The sequence below is a fragment of the Cellulomonas carbonis genome, assembly GCF_014636275.1.
Taxonomy (GTDB): Bacteria; Actinomycetota; Actinomycetes; order Actinomycetales; family Cellulomonadaceae; genus Actinotalea; species Actinotalea carbonis.
The window spans coordinates 289,712-308,097 of record NZ_BMEB01000002.1 but is presented as its reverse complement, the minus strand read 5'-3'; the positions used below and the strand labels follow the sequence as shown (position 1 = coordinate 308,097).

Below are 18,386 nucleotides of genomic sequence, written 5' to 3'. Positions count from 1 at the left end.
AGTCACCTCACGCGTCCGAAGAGACATCATCGCTCGGACCACCTCCTTTCCCGTGTGACGACGACGGTACGTCCGCCCCCGGGCGGTGCCGAGGGTTTTTCGCCGACGGCGAGCACGGGCCCGGCGTCCTCCGCGGCGGCCGACGGCGGGCCGCCTGAGCAGGCGCTGTGCGCACCGCGTGAAGCGCGCCTAGGGTCGACCGGGTCCCGAGCCCGTCCGTCGACAGGACCACCACGTGCCCCGTCGCACCGCCGTCGTCACCGTCTCCGTGCTCGTGCTCCTCGGCGCGTGCACGTGGATCGCCGTCGACGCCGCGGCGCCTGCCGGGCCCACGCGCACGGTCACCGAGCAGCCACCCGCCCGCACGACCCCGCCCGAGCCCGTCGTCGTGCCCGCCGAGGTCGCGCTGCCCGCCGAGGCGACCGCGGTCGTGCCGGGGGACGACGCCGCCACCGCGTCGCTCTCGGTGAGCCGCGCGCTCTACGGCGCGGCCCCCGTCGCCGTGGTCGCCCCCGCCGACGACGTCGCCGCGCAGCTCCTCGCCGCGTCGGCCGCCGTCGCGCTCGGCGCACCCGTGCTGGTCGACGCGGACCGCACCGTCGGCGACGACGCCACCGCGGACGAGCTCGAGCGGCTCGGCGCGCGCGTCGTCGTCACGACCGGCGGCGTGGCGGTCGCGACGGGCACGCCGTCGGTCGAGGCGCCCGCCGACCCGGCCGCGCTCGCGACGACGGTCCGCGACCTCGTGCTGGACGCCGAGCCGCCCGCCGCGCAGCCCGTGGACGTCGCGGCCGGCGGCGAGGTCGCGGCGGTCGCGGCTCTCGACCCGGCCGCCCCGGTGCTGCTGCGCACCCCGGGCACCCCGCCCGCCGACGACGACGCCGACGCCACCACGCGCCCGACGGAGCCGGCCGACGACGCCCAGCCCTCCGCCGCGCCGACCGACGACGACGCGCACCTCGCCCGGCCCGAGCCCGCACCCGCCGGGTCGGTCCTGCTGACGACGGGCGCCGCGACCGACCTCGCGGCCGTCGCGACCGCGCGCGCGGCGGGCCTCGGCGTCGTCGTCGTGCCCGGAGGCGACCCGCGCGCGACGAGCGCCACGGTCCGGGCCGTCGCCGCGGCGGCGCCGTCGCGGGTGGTCGCCGTCGGCGGCGCGTTCGGCACCGCGGAGGACCTCGCGTGGCGCGTGACGACCGCGGCCACCGGTGTCGAGCTGCCCGGCGGTGGGCAGGTCCTGTTCCCGGGCCGGCGGCTCGTCGCGCTGTACGGCACGCCGACGACGTCCGCGCTCGGGCTGCTGGGCGAGCAGGACCTGCCCGCCACGGTCGCGCGCGCGCAGGGGCTCGCCGCCGAGTACCAGGCCCTCACGTCCGACACCGTGGTGCCGGCGTTCGAGATCATCGTGACCGTCGCGTCGTCCGGCGCGGGGCCCGACGGGAACTACTCCAACGAGCTGCCCGTCGAGTCGTTCGTGCCGTGGGTCGAGGCCGCGCGCGACGCCGGGATCTACGTCGTCATCGACCTCCAGCCCGGACGGACGGACTTCCTCACGCAGGCGAAGCAGTACGAGCAGCTGCTCCGCTACCCGAACGTCGGGCTCGCGCTCGACCCCGAGTGGCGGCTCGCGCCCGACCAGGTCCACCTGCGGCAGATCGGCTCGGTCGGGGTCGACGAGGTCAACGCCGTCGTCGACTGGCTCGCCCGCCTCACGCGCGAGAACGCGCTCCCGCAGAAGCTCCTCGTGCTGCACCAGTTCCAGCTCCGGATGATCGGCGAGCGCGAGCGCCTCGACACGTCACGGCCGGAGCTCGCCGTGATGATCCACGCTGACGGGCAGGGGTCGCAGCCGGCGAAGGCCGGGACGTGGGCCGCGCTCCGGGCGGGGGCGCCCGCCGGCGTGACGTGGGGCTGGAAGAACTTCGTCGACGAGGACGTCCCGATGCTGACACCGGCCCAGACCTACGGCGTCCAGCCGCTCCCGGAGCTCGTCACGTACCAGTGACGGACGAGGGGCGGCGTCGGCCGCAGGGGGCCGACGGTACGGCGGACCGCTCAGGCGGTGCGCACCTGCGTCGGGAGGGCCGCGAGGCAGCCGCGCGCGCCGGCGAGGGCGGCCCAGCGGGCCAGCACCTGCGGGGGGACCGCGAGGGTCGAGGTGGACGGCTCGTGCGACGCGGCGAGTGCGGCGTTGGCGGTGGCGAAGTCACCCATGATCGTCCTGCTTCCGTTCGGTAGCCCGGCTGACCCTCGTGGGTCCCGTGGCTTTGCGTCCCCGCCTCACGACGGGTTTGCCTTTTTCGCTGACCTGGCAAAGATGCCCGTTCCGTACCGGGACCACCAGCCCCGCCACCCGAACGGAGCAGCGGTTTCACCCGGCGCGCCGGGGCCGGTGTGCTGGAAGTGCTCACGCCCGACGCGCTACGGCCGATCGGCCCCGCGTCACCGTCGTCGACCGCAAGGAACCGCGTGGACGCCCTCACAGGGATCTCGAGCCGGATCCAGGAGATCCAGTCGCGCATCGCCCAGCTGGGCGCCGCGCCGGTCGGCTCCGCCTACGGCACGGTCCTCGGGAGCCCCGTCGTGGGCACCGTCGTGGGCACCGTCGTGGGCACCGTCGTGGGTACGGCAGGCACGGCGGGCGCCGCCGGAGCGGGCACGGCCGTCGCGGCCGGTGCGTCGTTCGACGACGTGCTGCGCAGCCAGGTGGCCGCCGCGACCGGCTCGGGCACCGCCGCCGTCGGCTCCGGGAGGTCGCTGGTCGACGCCAAGGGCGTCCCGCTCGAGCTCAAGCAGTACGGCAACGGCAAGGTCCCCGCGTCCGCGCTGAGCGAGGTGAGCGGCGCGCCCGGTCACCGGCTGTGGACACCCGCCGCGCGCTCGCTCGAGGCGATGCGCGCCGCCGCCGCCCGGGACGGCGTCTCGATCGGCGTCACCGACACCTACCGGACGTACGAGTCCCAGGTGGACCTGGTCAGGCGCAAGGGCCTGTACTCGCAGGGCGGTCTCGCCGCGAAGCCCGGCACGAGCAACCACGGCTGGGCCATCGCGACCGACCTCGCGCTCGACTCGAAGGCGCAGGCGTGGATGCGCGCCAACGGCGGCCGCTACGGGTTCGTCGAGGACGTGCCGCGCGAGCCGTGGCACTGGACGTACCGGCCGACGTCGGCCTGACGTCCGCGCGCCCTGGGCCTCCCCCGGCGCCCCACGCCGCCCGAGCACGCCCGACCAGCCAGACACCCCCCCACGACGACGAACGGCCCGCCACCCCGAGGGGTGACGGGCCGTCGCCGTGCGGCGACCGCGCGGGCTTCCAGGGCGCGCGGGCGCCGACAGCGTGGGGCCTCAGACGACGAGCACCGAGACCAGACCCGAGCCGTAGCCGGTGATGTCGAGCTCCATGTCGAGACGCTTGACGTACGCCATGACCCACTTCGACACGTCGGCCGGCAGCGTCTCGCGCGGCGCGTACGTCTCGTACAGGCGCAGGTGCGGCGCGCCGTCGTGGTTGAACAGGGACGCCGCGACGTTGAGGATCTCGGCGGTGTTGTCGAACAGCATCGGCGTGATGAGGCCCTGCTCGACGCTGTCGCGCGCGGTGGCCGCCGGGATGAGCGCGATCGCGGCACCGGCCCACGCCGCGAGCGGCATGTCCATGAGGAACAGCGCACGCAGCTTGAGCAGGTCGTCGACGTACACGCCGACGACGGCGCCCGGGTGCTGCGTCGGGTTCACGGGGGCGGTCCCGACGGTCGCCTCGACGTCGCGCCCGAGGAGCCCCTCGAGGAGCTCGCGGACCTCGAGCGCGGCCGGGAGCGGGGTCTCGGCGGTGCTCATGCGAGGAACGGGTCGATGGTGTCGCGGAAGACCTCCGCGCTGAAGGGCTTCGCGATGAGGAACAGCGCCCCCTCGGCGTCGGCGAGCTCACGCATCTCGGTCGAGCCCTCGGACGTGATGAAGCCGAAGGGCGTCTCGTCGCCGTTGGCGCGCATCGCACGGAGCAGGTCGATGCCCGTCATCTCGGGCATGTTCCAGTCGGACAGGACGAGGTCCGGCTCCTCGGAGCCGAGCATGTCGAGCGCGACCGATCCGTCGGACGCCTCGACGTACTCCCAGTCGTACCCGGCCTGTCGCAGGGTGCGGATGACGATCTGCCTCATCACCCGGCTGTCGTCGGTCACCAGGACCTTCATGTCGGTTCCACCTCGTGCTGCTGATGTGCTGTCCGGAGTGCGGCGACGCCGACCCGGTGGGCCGCGCGGTGCCGCTTCATGTCGTGGGGAGCTGCCACAGGCTGATTCGGAGGAAGGCCCCGCGCCAGTCCAGGGGCAGCTCGTACAGGAGCGAGGACGGGTCGAGCGCCGGCGCCTCGTGCGTGACCTGCGGGAGCGAGAGCGCGCCCGGGTCGGGCACGAGCGCCTTGACGTTCCCGCCGACGACGTTCGCGACCTCGCCGAGGGCGTCGCGGAAGTCCTCGTCGCTGACCGACTCACCCGCGTCCATCATGAGCAGCGCGCGCGTGATGCGGGTCGCGGTGTCGCGCTCCGTCGTCAGGAGGACGCGGCCGGGCGCGGCGCCGTCGACGTCGACCCACGCGTGCATCTCGTCCTCGACGGCGGGCTGCTCACCGTCCCACGTGCGCAGGTGACCGGGCTCGCCGTCGATCATGGCGGCGAACACGTCGTCGGCGATCGCGAAGATCGGGTCGGCGCCGCCGAACGCGTCGATGCCGAGGGTGTCGGGCGTGACGGCAGGGCCGGCGTGTCCGGGGGTCATGCGATCTCCTCGTAGGCGACCAGCCCGAGGAGCTGGAGCTTGTCCCGGATGGCCTCCGGGGTGAACGGCTTGATGACGTACTCGTGGGCGCCGGCGGCGAGGGCGCGGACGATCTGGCTCGTCTCGCTCTCCGTCGTGATCATCATGAGCGTCACGTCCTTCCACTCACGGTTCTCGCGGACCGCGGTGACGAAGTCGAGGCCGTTCATGACGGGCATGTTCCAGTCGATGCACGCGAGGTCGACCTCGGTGCCGGCCTCGAGGACGTCGAGCGCCTGCCGGCCGTCGGCCGCCTCGATCGTCTCGAAGCCGAGCGGTGCCAGGACACCGGTGATGATCCGGCGCATGGTGCGCGAGTCGTCGATCACCAGAGCTCTCATGCTGCCCTCCGGGCGGTCGAGCGGTAGACGGAGCCGCGGCCGACCGGCACGCGCTCCCAGGCGTCGTCGACCCCGATGGTCGTCTCGGCGGCGCCGAGGAGCAGGAAGCCACCGGGCCGCAGCACCTGCTGCACCCGGCGCAGGACCTGCCGCTTGGTCTCGAGGTCGAAGTAGATGAGGACGTTGCGCAGGAACACGACGTCGAAGGGACCGCCCGCGGGTGGCAGGTCGAGCAGGTTGTGACGCTCGAAGCGCACCCTGTCGCGCAGCGAGGCCGAGATCTCCCACTCGGTGCCGACGCGCGTGAAGTGCTTGACGAGCATCGCCGCGGGCAGGCCGCGGTTGACCTCGAGCTGGCTGTAGCGGCCGGCCCGCGCGCGCCGGACCATCTCCTCCGAGAGGTCCGTCGCGACGATCGTCGGCGTGAGGCCCGGCAGCGCGTCCGCGAGCGCCATCGCGATCGAGTACGGCTCCTGGCCGCTCGAGCACGCCGCCGACCAGATGCGCAGGTCGGTCGCGCCGCCGCGCGCCTCGCGCGCCTGCGGGACGACGTGCTCGACGAGCGCCTGGAACGGCTGCGCGTCGCGGAACCACGACGTCTCGTTGGTCGTGAGCGCCTCGACGACGGCGTCCATCGCGGCCGGCTGCGGCATGACCCGCAGCGCCCGGACGTACGCGTCGACGTCGGCGGCCGCGGCGGCCCGCGCGAGCGGCAGGAGGCGGCTCTCGACGAGGTACTCCTTGCCCGTCTCGAGCTGGATCGCGCTGCGGCGGCGGACCAGGTCCGCGACGAACGTGAAGCTCTCCGTGGTGAGGCTCATCGTGCTGCTCCCGTCCCGGTGAGGGAGGAGGTCACGGCGCGCGTCACGGCGCCGGCCACCTCGTCGAGCGGGACGACGGCGTGCGCGAGCCCCGCGGTGGCGACGGCACCGGGCATGCCCCAGACCACGCTCGTGGGCTCGTCCTGGGCGAGCACCGTGCCGCCCGCGGCGACGACGTCCTCGCAGCCGCCGCGACCGTCGGAGCCCATCCCGGTGAGGACGACGGCGAGCAGGTCGCCGCCGAACACCTGGGTGGCGCTGCGGAACAGCACGTCGACGGCGGGACGGCAGTAGTTGACCGGCGGGTCCTCGGTGAGGCGCGTGCGCGCACCGTTGGCCGACCGGACGAGGGTCAGGTGACGGTCCCCGGGGGCGATGAGGACCGACCCGGGCCGCAGCTCCTCCTCGCCCGCGGACTCGGTGACCCTGCTGGGCCCGATCCGGTCGAGGCGCGCGGCGAGCTGGCGCGTGAAGACGGGCGGCATGTGCTGCACGACGACGACGGGCACGGGCAGCGCCGCGGTGAGCCCGCCGAGCACGCGCGACAGCGCCTCGGGCCCACCGGTCGAGGAGCCGATGACGACGGCGCGCACGGGGCGGCGCGCGGGGGCCGGGCGCAGCACGACGGCGGGGCGCGTGCGGGGTGCGGGGACCGCCGCGGGCCGGCCGGGGGTGGAGCCGGTCGCCGACGCGGTCGCCGGCGCCCCGGCGACGGCGCCGCCGGTCGGGCGCGGGACGAGGGCCTTGATGCGCGGGATGAGCTCGCCGGCGACCTGCGCGAGGGCCTGCTGGACGCTGCCGACGTTCGCGGGCTTGGTGACGTAGTCGTTGGCGCCCGCGGCGAGCGCGTCGAGCGTCGCGGCGGCACCGCGCTCGGTGAGCGTCGAGAACATGATGATGGGGCCGCGGTAGGCCGCCGCCCGGAGCGCCTTGACGGCCTGGATGCCGTCGCACACGGGCATCTCGATGTCCATCGTGACGGCGTCGGGCCGGAGCTGCTCGACCTTCGCCTGCGCGATCTGGCCGTTCGCGGCGATGCCGACGACCTCGATCGCGGGGTCGGAGGACAGCGCGTCGGTGACGAGCCGGCGGACGACGACCGAGTCGTCGACCACCAGGACCCTGATCCGAGCCACCGCACCTCCTGAGAACTGCGCGGACGTCCCGCGCCGACGCGGTGTCCCCCGCGCTGTGCATGCAATCGACCGCGTCGGGGTCCGGATGAGGCCTCCCAGCCCCGAGGAGCGGGTGATACGCGCACAGCCCGCGCCCCTCGTCGAGATACGACTGAGCTGGGGCTGGGCGGGAGGGTCCGGGCGGGAGGGTCTGGGCGGGAGGTCCGGGCGGGAGCGGCCCGCCCGGTCAGAAGCGGAACGCGCCGACCGCGTGGTCGAGCTCGAGGGACATGCGTGCGACGTCGTCTGAGCCCGTGCGGACGCCCTCGGCGACCTGGGTCGCCGTCGCCGAGCCCTCGGCGATGCCGCCCAGGTTCTCGGCGATCTCGCGGGCGCTCTGCGCGGCCTGCGCGACGGACCGGCTCATCTCCGCTGTCGTGGCGGTCTGCTCCTCGACGGCCGACGCGATCGTGACCTGGTAGTCGTGCATCGTCCCGATGACCTGCGTGACGTCCTCGATGCGTGAGACCGCCGCGTGCGTGCGCTCGGCGTTGGTCGACACGCGGCGGGCGATGTCCTCGGCCGCGCGCGCCGACTCCTGCGCGAGCTCCTTGACCTCGCCCGCGACGACGGCGAAGCCGCGCCCCGCGTCGCCCGCCCGTGCGGCCTCGATGGTCGCGTTGAGGGCCAGCAGGTTGGTCTGCTCGGCGATGCTCGTGATGACGCGGACCATCTCGCCGATCTCGGCGGAGCTGCGCCCGAGGTCGGTGACGGCCTCGGCGACCGACCGCGCGGTGGACACCGCGCCGGTCGCGACGGTGGCCGCCTCGCCCGCGTTGCGCGCGATCTCCCGGATGCTCGCGCCCATCTGCTCGGCGCCCGCCGCGACGTCCTCGACGTTCCGGCTCACCTGGCGCGCGGCGTCGGCGGCGACCGTCGTCCGGGCGCTCGCCTCCCCGGCGGCGTCGGTCACGCTCGTCGCGGCGCCCGCGAGGTCCTGCGCGGTGCCCGACAGCGCGCCGGCCCGCTCGGCGACGCCCGCGAGCGTCGTCCGCAGCGACGCCTGCGCGGTCGCGAGGGACTGCGCCATGCGTCCCATCTCGTCGCGCGAGCGCACGTCGGCCTCGACCGTGAGGTCGCCGTCGGCCATCGCGTCCAGCGTGCGCTGGACCGTCTCGGCGGCGCGCCGGATGCCGACGGCGAGCCGCAGCCCGAGGCCGATGAGCACGCCGAGCACGCTCGTCAGGACGACGAGCAGCACCTTGAGCGACATCGCGGCCCGGTCCTCGGCCGCCTTGGCGACGGCCTCCATGCGCACCGCGATGTCGGCCTGCGCGCTGTCGAGCCCCGCGCGGTAGGCGCGCACGAGCGGCTCCGCGTCGTTGCCGAGCACGCGCTCGTACGCCTGCTGGTCGGTGCCCTGCGCCGCGGGCAGCAGCTCGTCGTCGCGCAGGTCCTGCCACGCGGTGAAGCCCGTGACGAAGTCCTGCCACCCCTCGAGGTCGGCGCCGCCGCCGGCCTCGACCGACGCGATCTCCATCTCGACCGCGGTGTCGACCGTGCCGAGCCGCGCGAGCCACGGCTTGCGCACGCCCTCGGTCTCGGCCGCGGCGATCTGCGCGACGATCGCACCCGACTCGGCCTGGTGCTGCTGCAGGCGCGCGAGCGGAGCGGACACCTCGCGCTGGAGGCGCGCCAGGTCGCCCGTCGCACCCGCGATGACCTGCATCGAGGACACGGTCCGCAGCCCGAGGCCGAGGCCCGTGAGGCCGAAGACGACGACGAGCGCGACGAGCTTCGTCCGGATGGACGTCCCTCGCCGCAGCCGGCTCAGCCCCCCGCGCGCAGGTGCCGCGGCAGGAGCCGGACGGGCGTCGTCGTCGGCGTCGTCGTCGGCGGTGGTGGCGTCGTCGGCGGCGGCGGCGGCGACGGTGCCCGCACCCGCGGCGGGCGCGGGCACGTCGGGGGCACCGCCGGCGCGGGCGGGGCGGCGACGCGTCGTCCTGCGGGCCATCGTGACCTCCGGGTCAGTACGTGAACTGCTGCAGGCGGGTGCGCAGGTCGGTGGACAGGCGCGCGAGCTCGGCGACCGAGTCGTGCATCTGGGCCAGCACCTGCGAGGACGTCGACGTCGCCGACGCGACGCCGGTCATGTTGAGGGCGATCTCGCCCGAGCCGGTCGCGGCCTCGGCGACGCCGCGCGACATCTCCGTCGTCGTCGCGGTCTGCTCCTCGACGGCGGACGCGATGGTCAGCTGGAAGTCGTTGATCGTCGCGATGATCTGGGAGATCTCGCCGATCGCGCCGACCGCCCCCGCGGTGTCCGCCTGGATGGCCTCGACGCGCCGCGCGATGTCCTCGGTCGCCCGCGCGGTCTCCTGCGCGAGCTCCTTGACCTCACCGGCGACGACAGCGAAGCCCTTGCCGGCCTCCCCCGCGCGCGCGGCCTCGATCGTCGCGTTGAGCGCGAGCAGGTTCGTCTGCTCCGCGATCGACGTGATGACCTTGACGACCGCGCCGATCTCCTGGCTCGACGTGCCGAGCTGCTCGACGGTGCGCGTCGTGGTCACCGCGACGTCGGTCGCCTGGGCGGCGACGCGCGCGGCCTGGGTCGCATTCTGCGCGATCTCGCGGATCGACGCGCCCATCTGCTCCGTGCCGGCGGCGACGGCCTGGACGTTGCGCGACACCTGCTCGGACGCCGCGGCGACGGCCCCGGCCTGTGCGGACGTCTCCTCGGCCGACGCGGTGACCTGCTCGCCCGCGGCCGACATCTCCTCGGTCGCCGCCGCGAGCGTCGCCGACGCCTCACCGACCTCGGACAGCGTGAGGCGCAGCGACTCCTGCGCCGTCGCGAGCGCGGCGGCCATCCGGCCCACCTCGTCCCCGCTGCGCACGTCGGCCTCGACGGTGAGGTCGCCGTCGGCCATCGCCTCGAGCGAGCCCTGGACCGCAGCGAGGTTGCGCCGCACGCTGCGCGCGAGCTGGACGCCGACGGCCAGCGCGACGAGCGTCGACGCGACCATCACGACGAGCATGAGCGTGCGCGACGCCGCCGCGGTGGCGTCCGCCTCGGCGGCGAGGTCCTCGAAGTGCGCCGTCACGCTCGCGGCGGTCGCGTCGAGCGCGTCGACGTAGCCGTCCTTGAGCGGCTCGGCGCGCTCGGTGAGGACCTGGGTGTACGTCTCGCGGTCGTCGCGCAGCGCGGCGCCGACGAGCTCGCGGTCGCGGACCGCCTTCCAGCCCTCCCAGCCGTCGAGGAACGTCTGCCACTCACCGCGGACCTCCTCGGGCGCCGCGTCGCCGAACGCGAGGATCGCCTCGGTCACCTCGGCGTCGTTCGCGACCTGGTCCGAGAGCCACGCGGACTTGCCCTCCTGCGTCGAGGCGGCGGCGACCTGCGCGGCGATCATGCGGGCCTTGAGCTGCCCCTGGTGCACGGTCTGCAGCGGTCGGCCGACCTCGGCCTCGAGCCGGCTGATCGTCGTGCTGCTCGCGGCGGTCGCCCCGAGGGACGTCACCGCGACGGCGCCGCTCACGGCCGACGCCGCCGCGAACAGCCCGACGAGGCCGAGGATCTTGGTGCGCACCGAGACCGAGCGGCGCGGGGTGGTGGTCGACATGGGGTTCCTCGGGGGGTGGGGGGGCTCAGTAGGTGAACGCGGCGAGCCGGGAGCGGAGCTCGCCCGAGAGTCGGGCGAGCTCGTGCGCGGCGGCGTCGACCTCGGACAGGCGTGCGGTGGTGCTGGCCGCCGCGGACGCGACGCCCGTGACGGTGTGGGCGATGTCGCCCGAGCCGGCAGCCGCCTCGCTGAGGCCGCGGGACATCTCGGTGGTGGTCGCGGTCTGCTCCTCGACCGAGCTCGCGATCGTCACCTGGAACGCGTTCATCCGGTCGACGACCCCGCTGATCCGGTCGATCGCGTCGACCGCGGACGTCGTGCGGGTCGCGTTGTCGGCGATCCTGCGCGCGATGTCGTCCGCGGCGCGGCCCGACTCGCGCGCGAGCTCCTTGACCTCCTCGGCGACGACGGCGAACCCCCGCCCCGCCTCGCCGGCCCGTGCCGCCTCGATCGTCGCGTTGAGCGCGAGCAGGTTGGTCTGCTCCGCGATCGACGTGATGACCTTGACGACCTCGCCGATCTCCTCCGCGCTGCGGCCGAGCTCGGCGACCGTGACGGACGTGCGGCGCGCGTGCTCGACGGCCTGCCCGCCGACCTCGGCGGCCGCGGCGGCGTGCTGCGCGATCTCGCGGATGGACGCACCCATCTCCTCCGCGCCCGACGCGACGGCCTGCACGTGCCGGTCGACCTCGGCCGCCGAGTCGGCCACGACGCCCGTGCGCTCGCTCGTCTCCTGCGCCGACCGCAGGATCTCGGTGGCGGCGGCGAGCACCTGGTCCGCCGACGACGCGACCGTCGCCGCGACGTCGCCGACGTCGCGCAGCGTGCGCGCGAGCGCGTCCTGGGCGACCGACAGCTCCTCCGCCATGAGGCCCACCTCGTCGCGCGTCCCGACCTCGGGACGGACCGTCAGGTCGCCGTCGGCCATCGCGCTGAGCGACCGGCGCATGCGGGCGAGCGGACGCGTGATGCCGAGCGTCGTCGCGAGCCCGAGCAGGAGCGCCAGCGCGAGGCCCGCGCCCGCGACGACGCCGATGACGCGCGGCGCGGCCTGGGCGCTGACCTCGGCGTCCTTGGCGACACCCGTCGCGGCCGTGCCGACGGCCGTCTCGACGCGGCCGAGGTTGCCGTCGACGGACTGCAGCAGCGGTGCGCCGCGCTGGTTCCACGCGTTGGTGTAGCGGTTGATGTCGTCCGCGAGCAGCGCCGGCACGAGCTGCTCGTCGCGGACGGAAGTCCACTGCTCCCAGCCGTCGACGACGGACGCCCACTCGGGCGGCGTGATGCCGAGCCGCGCGGTGCCCTCCTCGAACTGGCCCATCGCGCGGGCCATGACGGTGTCGTTCTCCTCGATGTCGCGCACCGCCATCTGCTGGATGCTCTCGGTCTGCGCGAGCGCGATCCGGGAGACCAGCAGCTCGGAGCGCGTCCGCGCCTCGAGGACGTCCGCGAGCGGGCCGTCGACGCCGTACCGGAGCGTGACGAGCGTGCCCGTCGCGCTCGCGACGGACCGCAGCGTGCCGACCGCGACCGCCGTGACCCCCGCGACGACGACCGCGAACGTCACGAGCAGCGCGACGATCTTGGTCCGCACCGACCGGTCGGCGACGAGGCCGCGCACCCCGCCGAGCACCCGCGCGAGCGCCCCACCCACCCCGCCCGGCAGGGCCGCGCGACGGCGCGGGACGGGGAGGTCGTCGACCTCGTGCTCCGTCTCGTGCGACGTCGTCGTCGTGCTCATCGGTCCTCCCGGGGGCGGGGGCGGGTGCTGTGGACTGGGTCGGTCAGGTCAGAAGGAGAAGCCCTGGAGCCGCGAGCGCAGCTCGCCCGCGAGCGTCGAGAGCTCGGAGACGTACTCGCCCATCTCGGTGAGGACGCTGCTCGTGGAGGTCGCGGCGGTCGCGACACCCGTGATGTTCGCGGCGATCTCGCCCGAGCCCATGGCGGCCTCGGCGACGCCGCGCGACATCTCGGTCGTCGTCGCGGTCTGCTCCTCGACGGCGGACGCGATGGTCAGCTGGAAGTCGTTGATGCTCGCGATGATCTGCGAGATCTGACCGATCGCCTCGACCGCACCCGCCGTGTCGCCCTGGATCGCCTCGACGCGCCGCGCGATGTCCTCGGTCGCGCGCGCGGTCTCCTGCGCGAGCTCCTTGACCTCACCGGCGACGACGGCGAAGCCCTTGCCGGCCTCCCCCGCGCGCGCGGCCTCGATCGTCGCGTTGAGCGCGAGCAGGTTCGTCTGCTCCGCGATCGACGTGATGACCTTGACGACGTTGCCGATCTCCTGGCTCGACGTGCCCAGCTTGGAGACCGTCTCGTTGGTCGACGCCGCGACCGCGGTCGCCTGCTCGGCGACCTTCACGGCCTGCGTCGCGTTCTGCGCGATCTCGCGGATCGACGCGCCCATCTGCTCGGCGCCGGCCGCGACGGCCTGCACGTTGCGCGAGACCTGCTCGGCGGCCGCCGCCACGACACCCGCCTGCGCCGACGCCTCGGCCGCGTCGCCCCCCGCGCGGGCGCTGCCGGACGTGAGCCGCTCGACGTTCTCGGCGACGTGCTGCGAGCTGCCGACGACGTGGTCGAGCGTGCCCGCGAGGTCCGCCACGGCGGCGTCGAGCACGGCCGCGACGCGACCGACCTCGTCGCGCTGGTCGATGCCGGTGCGCCGGGTGAGGTCACCGGTGGCCAGGCCCTCGGCGACGTGCTGGAGCCCCGCGAAGGCGCGACCCGTCGCACGGGCCAGCCACATCGCGCTGAGCACCGTCGCCACCACGGCGACGATGGTGACCCCGGCGAGCATGGGCGCCGCCGACGGGATCTCGCCGTTCGCGTCCGCCTTCGGCGGGTTGGCCGAGAGCACCGTGATCACCACGAGGGCGACGACGGGCCACGTCGCGACCATCCCGGCCTTGACGACGAACGGGAGGTTCGCGAGCGGGCTGCGGCGCGCCGCGGGAGCGGGTGCGGGGCGGCGCTGCGGCGCGGGGCGCTGGGCAGCGGGACGCTGCGCGGCCGGACGGGGGGCGGGACGCGCCGGCGTCGTGCGCGGGCGGTCGGCGAGGGTGGTCACGAGGTGCCTCCGGAGGGTGAGCGGGGGAAGGAGTTCAGGCCGCGGTGGCGCGCTCGACGTCGAGCGCGAGGAGGAGGCCGGTGTCGAGCTTGTAGGCGCCGAGGATCACGTCGCGCAGCGACGGGTCGAGCGTCTCGGGCGGCGACTCGAACTGGTCGGTGTCGACGTCGATCACGTCGCCGATCTCGTCGACGAGCAGGCTGATCGGCTCGCCGTCCACCTGGACGACGACCATCATCGGCTCGGCGTCGTCGGCCAGCGGTGCGAGGCCGAGGCGGACGCGCAGGTCGATCGTGAGGACCACCTGACCGCGCAGGTTGACCAGGCCCGCGACGCCGCCGGGGGCGAGCGGGACGGGCGTGCGGACCTGCGAGCGCAGCGCCTCCTGCACCTTGAGGACGTCGACGCCGTACCGGGCGCCGTCGAGCACGAACGTGGCGAGCTGGCGGCTCATCGCACACTCCCTGTCAGCGCGTCGGCGACGCGCGCTCCGGCCAGCGTGGCGAGCGCCGCCACGTCGGCCCCGTCGAACGGGTCGTCCTGCGCGGTGCGCTCGGGCTCCGCGTAGAACAGCGGGTCCGCGGCCGCGATGGCCGTGCGGACGTCGAGGAGCTCGGTCACGCGGTCCTTGAGGACCGTCGATCCCACGAGCCCGTGGTCGCCGAGGTCGCTGTGCGCCGCGGCGTCGTCGTCGACGATGTCGACGATCTCCTCGACGACGATCGCGACGCTGCGCGCGCCGCGCGTCGAGACGACGACGGTGAGCTCGTCGCGGTCCGCGACCGCGGACCCGAGGATCCGGTCGAGGCGCACGACGGGCGTGATCGAGCCGCGGTACTGGACGACCTCGCGGCCGCCGACGTGCTCGACCATCGCCGCGGGCAGCTTCTCCAGACGCGTGACGGTCGCGAGCGGGATGGCGACGCGACGGTCGCCGCCGATGCCGGCGACGAGGACCTGGACGGTCTCGCGCCGCTCGGCGGCATCGTGCGTGCCGACCGCGCGGGACGCCTCGCCGATCTCGGTCGCCATCGCGCGGCGGCCGATGGCCTGGACGTCGAGGATGAGCGACACGCGCCCGTCGCCGAGCAGCGTCGCGCCCGCGTAGAGCCCGATCGCCTTGAGGCGGCCCGACAGCGGCTTGACGACGATCTCCTCGGTGTTCAGGACGCGGTCGACCACGAGGCCGAAGCGCTGCGTGTCCGCCTGGAGCACCGCGATGACGGTGCTGCCGCCCTCGGCCCGCTCCCCCGCGCCGAAGACCTCGCGCAGGTCGACCAGCGGGAGCAGCTCGCCGCGCAGCCGGTACACCGGTGCGGAGCGGACGTACTCGATCGCACCGCCGGACGTCTGCGTGTCCAGGGCGACGAGCTCGAGCAGGCTGACCTGCGGGATCGCGTAGAGCTGGTCGTCGCACTCGACCGTCAGCGCGGGCATGATCGCCAGCGTCAGCGGGATGCGCAGACGCCACGTGGTGCCGCGACCGACCTCGGACTCGACCTCGACCGTGCCGCCGATCGCCTCGATCTTGGTGCGGACGACGTCCATGCCGACGCCCCGGCCCGACACGTTCGTGACCGCCTCGGCGGTCGAGAAGCCGGGCAGGAACAGCAGCTGGAGCAGCTCCTGCGTCGCCATCGTCGCGACCTGGCGCGACGTGCGCAGGCCCCGCTCGACGGCCTTCGCGGCGACCTTCTCGGGGTCGATGCCCTTGCCGTCGTCCGTGACCTCGACGACGACCTGACCGCCCGCGTGGAACGCGCGCAGCGCGACGACGCCGACGCGGCGCTTGCCGGCCTCGGCCCGCTCGTCGGGGTGCTCGATGCCGTGGTCGACGGCGTTGCGGATGAGGTGCGTCAGCGGGTCCTTGATCGCCTCGAGCAGCGAGCGGTCCAGCTCGGTGTCGCCGCCGACCATCTCCAGCCGCACCTGCCGGTCGCACGCGGCCGCGAGGTCGCGCACCATGCGCGGGACCTTGGACCACACGTGCTCGATGGGCTGCATGCGCGTCTTCATGACGCCCTCCTGCAGCTCGGACGCGATGAGGCTCAGGCGCTGCGACGCACGCACGAGGTCGATGTCCGTCGTGTCGTCCGCGAGGCGCGTGATCGCGTTGCGCGCGAGCACGAGCTCGCCGACCTGCCGCATGAGCGCGTCGAGCAGGTCGACGTCCACGCGGATCGACGACTCGGCCGCCGAGCGGCCCTGCGGCGCGTCCTGCGCGGCCTCCGTCGGCGCCGCGGCGGCTGCCTTGGGCGCCTGGGGCTCGACGGGCTCGTGCGGGTGCGGCACCTCGGCGAGGCGCTGGAAGGTCCCGCGCGGGAGCGCGGGCGACGGCGCGACGGCGGTCGCCTCGTCGGACGCGGGCGGCACCGCGGCGGGGTGGACGGGGGTCGCGTCGGGCACGGTGGCCTCCGGCTGGATCGGTGCGGGCGCCGACGACGACGCCGCGGGGGGTGCCGCGGGCGGCGGGCCTGCGACGGCGGTGGCGGTGGGTACGGCGGGTACGGCGGGAGCGACGAGGACGGCCTCGGGCGCGTGCTCGGCCGCCGAGGCCTGGGCGGCCGATGCCTGCGCGGCGGGAGCGACCTCGGTGGCTGCCTGGGCGGGAGCGACCTCGGGCGCGGGCTCGGTGACAGGCCCGGCAACAGGCTCGGCCGGGGCCTCGGCCGGAGCGGCCGCCTTCGCGGTCCGCCTGGCGCGCGGGACGATCTTGCCCTTCGTCGGCGCGGCGGGCTCGGTCGCGGGTGTCACGGTGCCGTCGAGGACCGCGCGGATCGCGTCGACGACCGGGTCGACGTCGACGTCGCCCTCGCCGCCGCTCGCCTCGATCGCACGGAGGATCGCGCGCACCGAGTCGACCATGCGCAGGAGCACGTCGGTCGTCGTCTGGTCCATGACGCGTCGGCCGTCGCGCAGCTCGACGAGGAGGTTCTCCCCGACGTGCGTGACGCGCTCGAGCTTGCCGAACGCGAGGAAGCCCGACGTCCCCTTGATGGTGTGGATCGTCCGGAACACGCTGCTGAGCAGGTCACGGGACCCGGGTGAGCTCTCGAGCGCGACGAGGTCCGAGTCGAGCTGGTCGAGGTTCTCGTGGCTCTCGACCAGGAACTCGTGGACGATGTCGTCCAGGTCTTCCACGGCGCCCTCCATGGCTGCAGCGCGAGACGGCGGATCCGTCAGGCGCCGCTCCGATCGGCCCCCCGCACGACGTTGTGAGGCGTGGGGTCGCCCACGAGCGGGTGATCCTTCGCCGGGAGGTGGGGCGCCGCCGTCAGGCGTCGGCCGTCGTCGGCCGTCAGGCGCCGGGCGTGGGCGGCCGGAGCGCCCGGAGGGCGTCGACCGCGGCGTCGTCGGCGGAGGCCGCCTCGACGTTCGCCTGCTTGACCGCCTCGAGCACCTCGGCACGGTTGATCCGCACGTGGCGCGGGGCGTCGATGCCGATCCGCACGCCGTCGGAACGCACGTCGATCACGGTGATGACGATGTCGTCACCGATGACCAGGCGCTCACCGACGCGGCGGGACAGGACCAGCATGGTGGCGAGGGTATCCCGTGCGGCTCCGGATGGCTGGGGGCGCGCGCATCCCGGTCGCTCACGGGCCCGCCGCGCCGACGCAGCCCCGCTTCCACACCACCGGCCCTGCCGCGCACCGCCGACGGCGCGCTAGCGTCGCGCGCGACGAGGAAGGGGGCCGTCGTGGGTCTGTTCGGACGAGGACGTCGGACGTTCGGCGAGGGGGACCACCGCGAGGTCGTGGCGCTGCTGCAGCGCGAGTTCGCCGAGCACGGCATCGAGACCGTGCCCGACGACGGCGCGCTCCGCGCGGCCGACGGCCGCACGTACGGGACCGCGGGCATCGCGCACCTGGCGTCGCTCAACCCGCGTCGGCGCTGGGGCCGGCTGGTCGCCGCGCACGTGGCCCAGCTCCTCGTGGCCGAGGCGACGCCCGAGGCCCGGTCGCTCGACGAGGTCCGCGACACGCTCTACCTGCGCGTCGTCCACGTCGAGACGCTCGCGGGCGGCGACCCCGGCATCGAGTCCGCGGCACGGCCCCTGGTCGGCGACCTCGTCGTGCTGCCCGCGATCGACCACCCCGAGCACGTGAGCCTCGTCGACTCGGCCGAGACCGTCGGGCTGCTCGGCGGCTGGGACGCGGTGCGCGAGGTCGGGCTCGCGAACCTCCGCCGGCTGCGACCGGACCAGACGACGACGATCGAGTCCCAGGGCGCGACGATCCACCTGAGCGGCGGCGGGTTCATGAACGCGAGCCGGGCGCTCGTGATGGACGACCTGCTGCGCGAGGACTTCGGCGTCGAGCGGCCGAGGGGCGGCGTGCTCGTCGTCCTGCCCAACCGGCAGGTCGTCGCCCTCCACGTCCTCGGCGGACCGGAGCTGCCGCAGGCCGTCCAGGCGCTCCTCGGGATCGCGAGCGAGGAGAGCGACCAGCCGGGCGGCGTGAGCGAGCACGTCTACCTCGTCCGCGACGGCGTGTGGGAGCAGGTGACCCACCACGAGCCCGACGGGTCGACGAGCGTCCGCGTCGAGGGCGAGCTGGAGCGCGCGATGCGCGACCTCGGCCTCCTCGACGACTGAC

Annotated in this window: 17 protein-coding genes and 1 riboswitch; of the genes, 3 read left to right on the top strand and 14 right to left on the bottom strand. The window is 74.8% G+C overall.

All coding sequences use genetic code 11. The features are described from left to right. Positions 1–235 precede the first annotated feature (235 nt). On the top strand, positions 236–2,005 hold the full coding sequence (locus tag IEV86_RS06700; RefSeq protein ID WP_188484601.1) for a hypothetical protein: 1,770 nt from the start codon (positions 236–238) through the stop codon (positions 2,003–2,005). Between the two features lie 50 nt (positions 2,006–2,055). Here the strand turns inward: IEV86_RS06700 and IEV86_RS06695 are convergent, their stop codons facing one another. Beyond that, a complete protein-coding gene (locus IEV86_RS06695; protein WP_161784094.1) occupies positions 2,056–2,214 on the bottom strand; it encodes a hypothetical protein in 159 nt (52 codons plus the stop codon). 16 nt (positions 2,215–2,230) lie between these two features. After that, positions 2,231–2,306, bottom strand: a riboswitch (cyclic di-GMP riboswitch). Between the two features lie 163 nt (positions 2,307–2,469). Between IEV86_RS06695 and IEV86_RS06690 the strand changes: the two genes are divergently transcribed. Then, a complete protein-coding gene (locus tag IEV86_RS06690; protein ID WP_188484600.1) occupies positions 2,470–3,174 on the top strand; it encodes a M15 family metallopeptidase in 705 nt (234 codons plus the stop codon). 171 nt (positions 3,175–3,345) lie between these two features. On the opposite strand, the gene IEV86_RS06685 is transcribed toward IEV86_RS06690, so the two are convergent. The 13 genes from IEV86_RS06685 to csrA form a co-directional block, all read right to left on the bottom strand. Beyond that, the gene (locus IEV86_RS06685) at positions 3,346–3,837 is read right to left on the bottom strand and encodes a hypothetical protein (protein WP_043610251.1); all 492 of its coding nucleotides are present in this window, start codon (positions 3,835–3,837) and stop codon (positions 3,346–3,348) included. Further along, entirely contained in the window at positions 3,834–4,193 is a 360-nt protein-coding gene (locus tag IEV86_RS06680) for a response regulator (protein WP_043610252.1), read from the bottom strand. Before IEV86_RS06680 ends, IEV86_RS06685 begins: the two co-directional genes overlap by 4 nt. A 76-nt stretch (positions 4,194–4,269) precedes the next feature. Continuing rightward, positions 4,270–4,776 (bottom strand): chemotaxis protein CheX, encoded by a 507-nt coding sequence (locus IEV86_RS06675; RefSeq protein WP_081978952.1) that lies wholly within the window; start codon positions 4,774–4,776, stop codon positions 4,270–4,272. Beyond that, positions 4,773–5,156, bottom strand: a complete 384-nt coding sequence (locus IEV86_RS06670) for a response regulator (RefSeq protein WP_043610254.1) — start codon at positions 5,154–5,156, stop codon at positions 4,773–4,775. The genes IEV86_RS06675 and IEV86_RS06670 overlap by 4 nt, the downstream gene beginning before the upstream one ends. Then, on the bottom strand, positions 5,153–5,977 hold the full coding sequence (locus IEV86_RS06665; RefSeq protein ID WP_043610256.1) for a CheR family methyltransferase: 825 nt from the start codon (positions 5,975–5,977) through the stop codon (positions 5,153–5,155). The genes IEV86_RS06670 and IEV86_RS06665 overlap by 4 nt, the downstream gene beginning before the upstream one ends. After that, positions 5,974–7,113: a chemotaxis-specific protein-glutamate methyltransferase CheB gene (cheB, locus tag IEV86_RS06660; protein ID WP_188484599.1), complete on the bottom strand. Its 1,140-nt coding sequence runs from the start codon at positions 7,111–7,113 to the stop codon at positions 5,974–5,976. The genes IEV86_RS06665 and cheB overlap by 4 nt, the downstream gene beginning before the upstream one ends. Positions 7,114–7,339: 226 nt before the next feature. Further along, entirely contained in the window at positions 7,340–9,106 is a 1,767-nt protein-coding gene (locus IEV86_RS06655; RefSeq protein ID WP_052426541.1) for a methyl-accepting chemotaxis protein, read from the bottom strand. Between the two features lie 13 nt (positions 9,107–9,119). After that, positions 9,120–10,715, bottom strand: a complete 1,596-nt coding sequence (locus IEV86_RS06650; protein WP_043609858.1) for a methyl-accepting chemotaxis protein — start codon at positions 10,713–10,715, stop codon at positions 9,120–9,122. 25 nt (positions 10,716–10,740) lie between these two features. Beyond that, positions 10,741–12,456, bottom strand: a complete 1,716-nt coding sequence (locus tag IEV86_RS06645) for a methyl-accepting chemotaxis protein (protein WP_052426542.1) — start codon at positions 12,454–12,456, stop codon at positions 10,741–10,743. Between the two features lie 48 nt (positions 12,457–12,504). After that, a complete protein-coding gene (locus IEV86_RS06640) occupies positions 12,505–13,788 on the bottom strand; it encodes a methyl-accepting chemotaxis protein (RefSeq protein WP_229734526.1) in 1,284 nt (427 codons plus the stop codon). 34 nt (positions 13,789–13,822) lie between these two features. After that, positions 13,823–14,242 carry a chemotaxis protein CheW gene (locus IEV86_RS06635; RefSeq protein WP_043609802.1) on the bottom strand — a complete coding sequence of 140 codons (420 nt, stop codon included), beginning with the start codon at positions 14,240–14,242 and terminating at the stop codon, positions 13,823–13,825. Next, positions 14,239–16,929: a chemotaxis protein CheA gene (locus IEV86_RS06630; protein ID WP_052426534.1), complete on the bottom strand. Its 2,691-nt coding sequence runs from the start codon at positions 16,927–16,929 to the stop codon at positions 14,239–14,241. The genes IEV86_RS06635 and IEV86_RS06630 overlap by 4 nt, the downstream gene beginning before the upstream one ends. A gap of 157 nt (positions 16,930–17,086) precedes the next feature. Next, the gene (gene csrA, locus IEV86_RS06625; protein WP_043609805.1) at positions 17,087–17,326 is read right to left on the bottom strand and encodes a carbon storage regulator CsrA; all 240 of its coding nucleotides are present in this window, start codon (positions 17,324–17,326) and stop codon (positions 17,087–17,089) included. A gap of 162 nt (positions 17,327–17,488) precedes the next feature. On the opposite strand from csrA, the gene IEV86_RS06620 reads away from it, so the two are divergent. Beyond that, positions 17,489–18,385 carry a DUF1444 domain-containing protein gene (locus tag IEV86_RS06620; RefSeq protein ID WP_043609807.1) on the top strand — a complete coding sequence of 299 codons (897 nt, stop codon included), beginning with the start codon at positions 17,489–17,491 and terminating at the stop codon, positions 18,383–18,385. Position 18,386 lies beyond the last annotated feature (1 nt).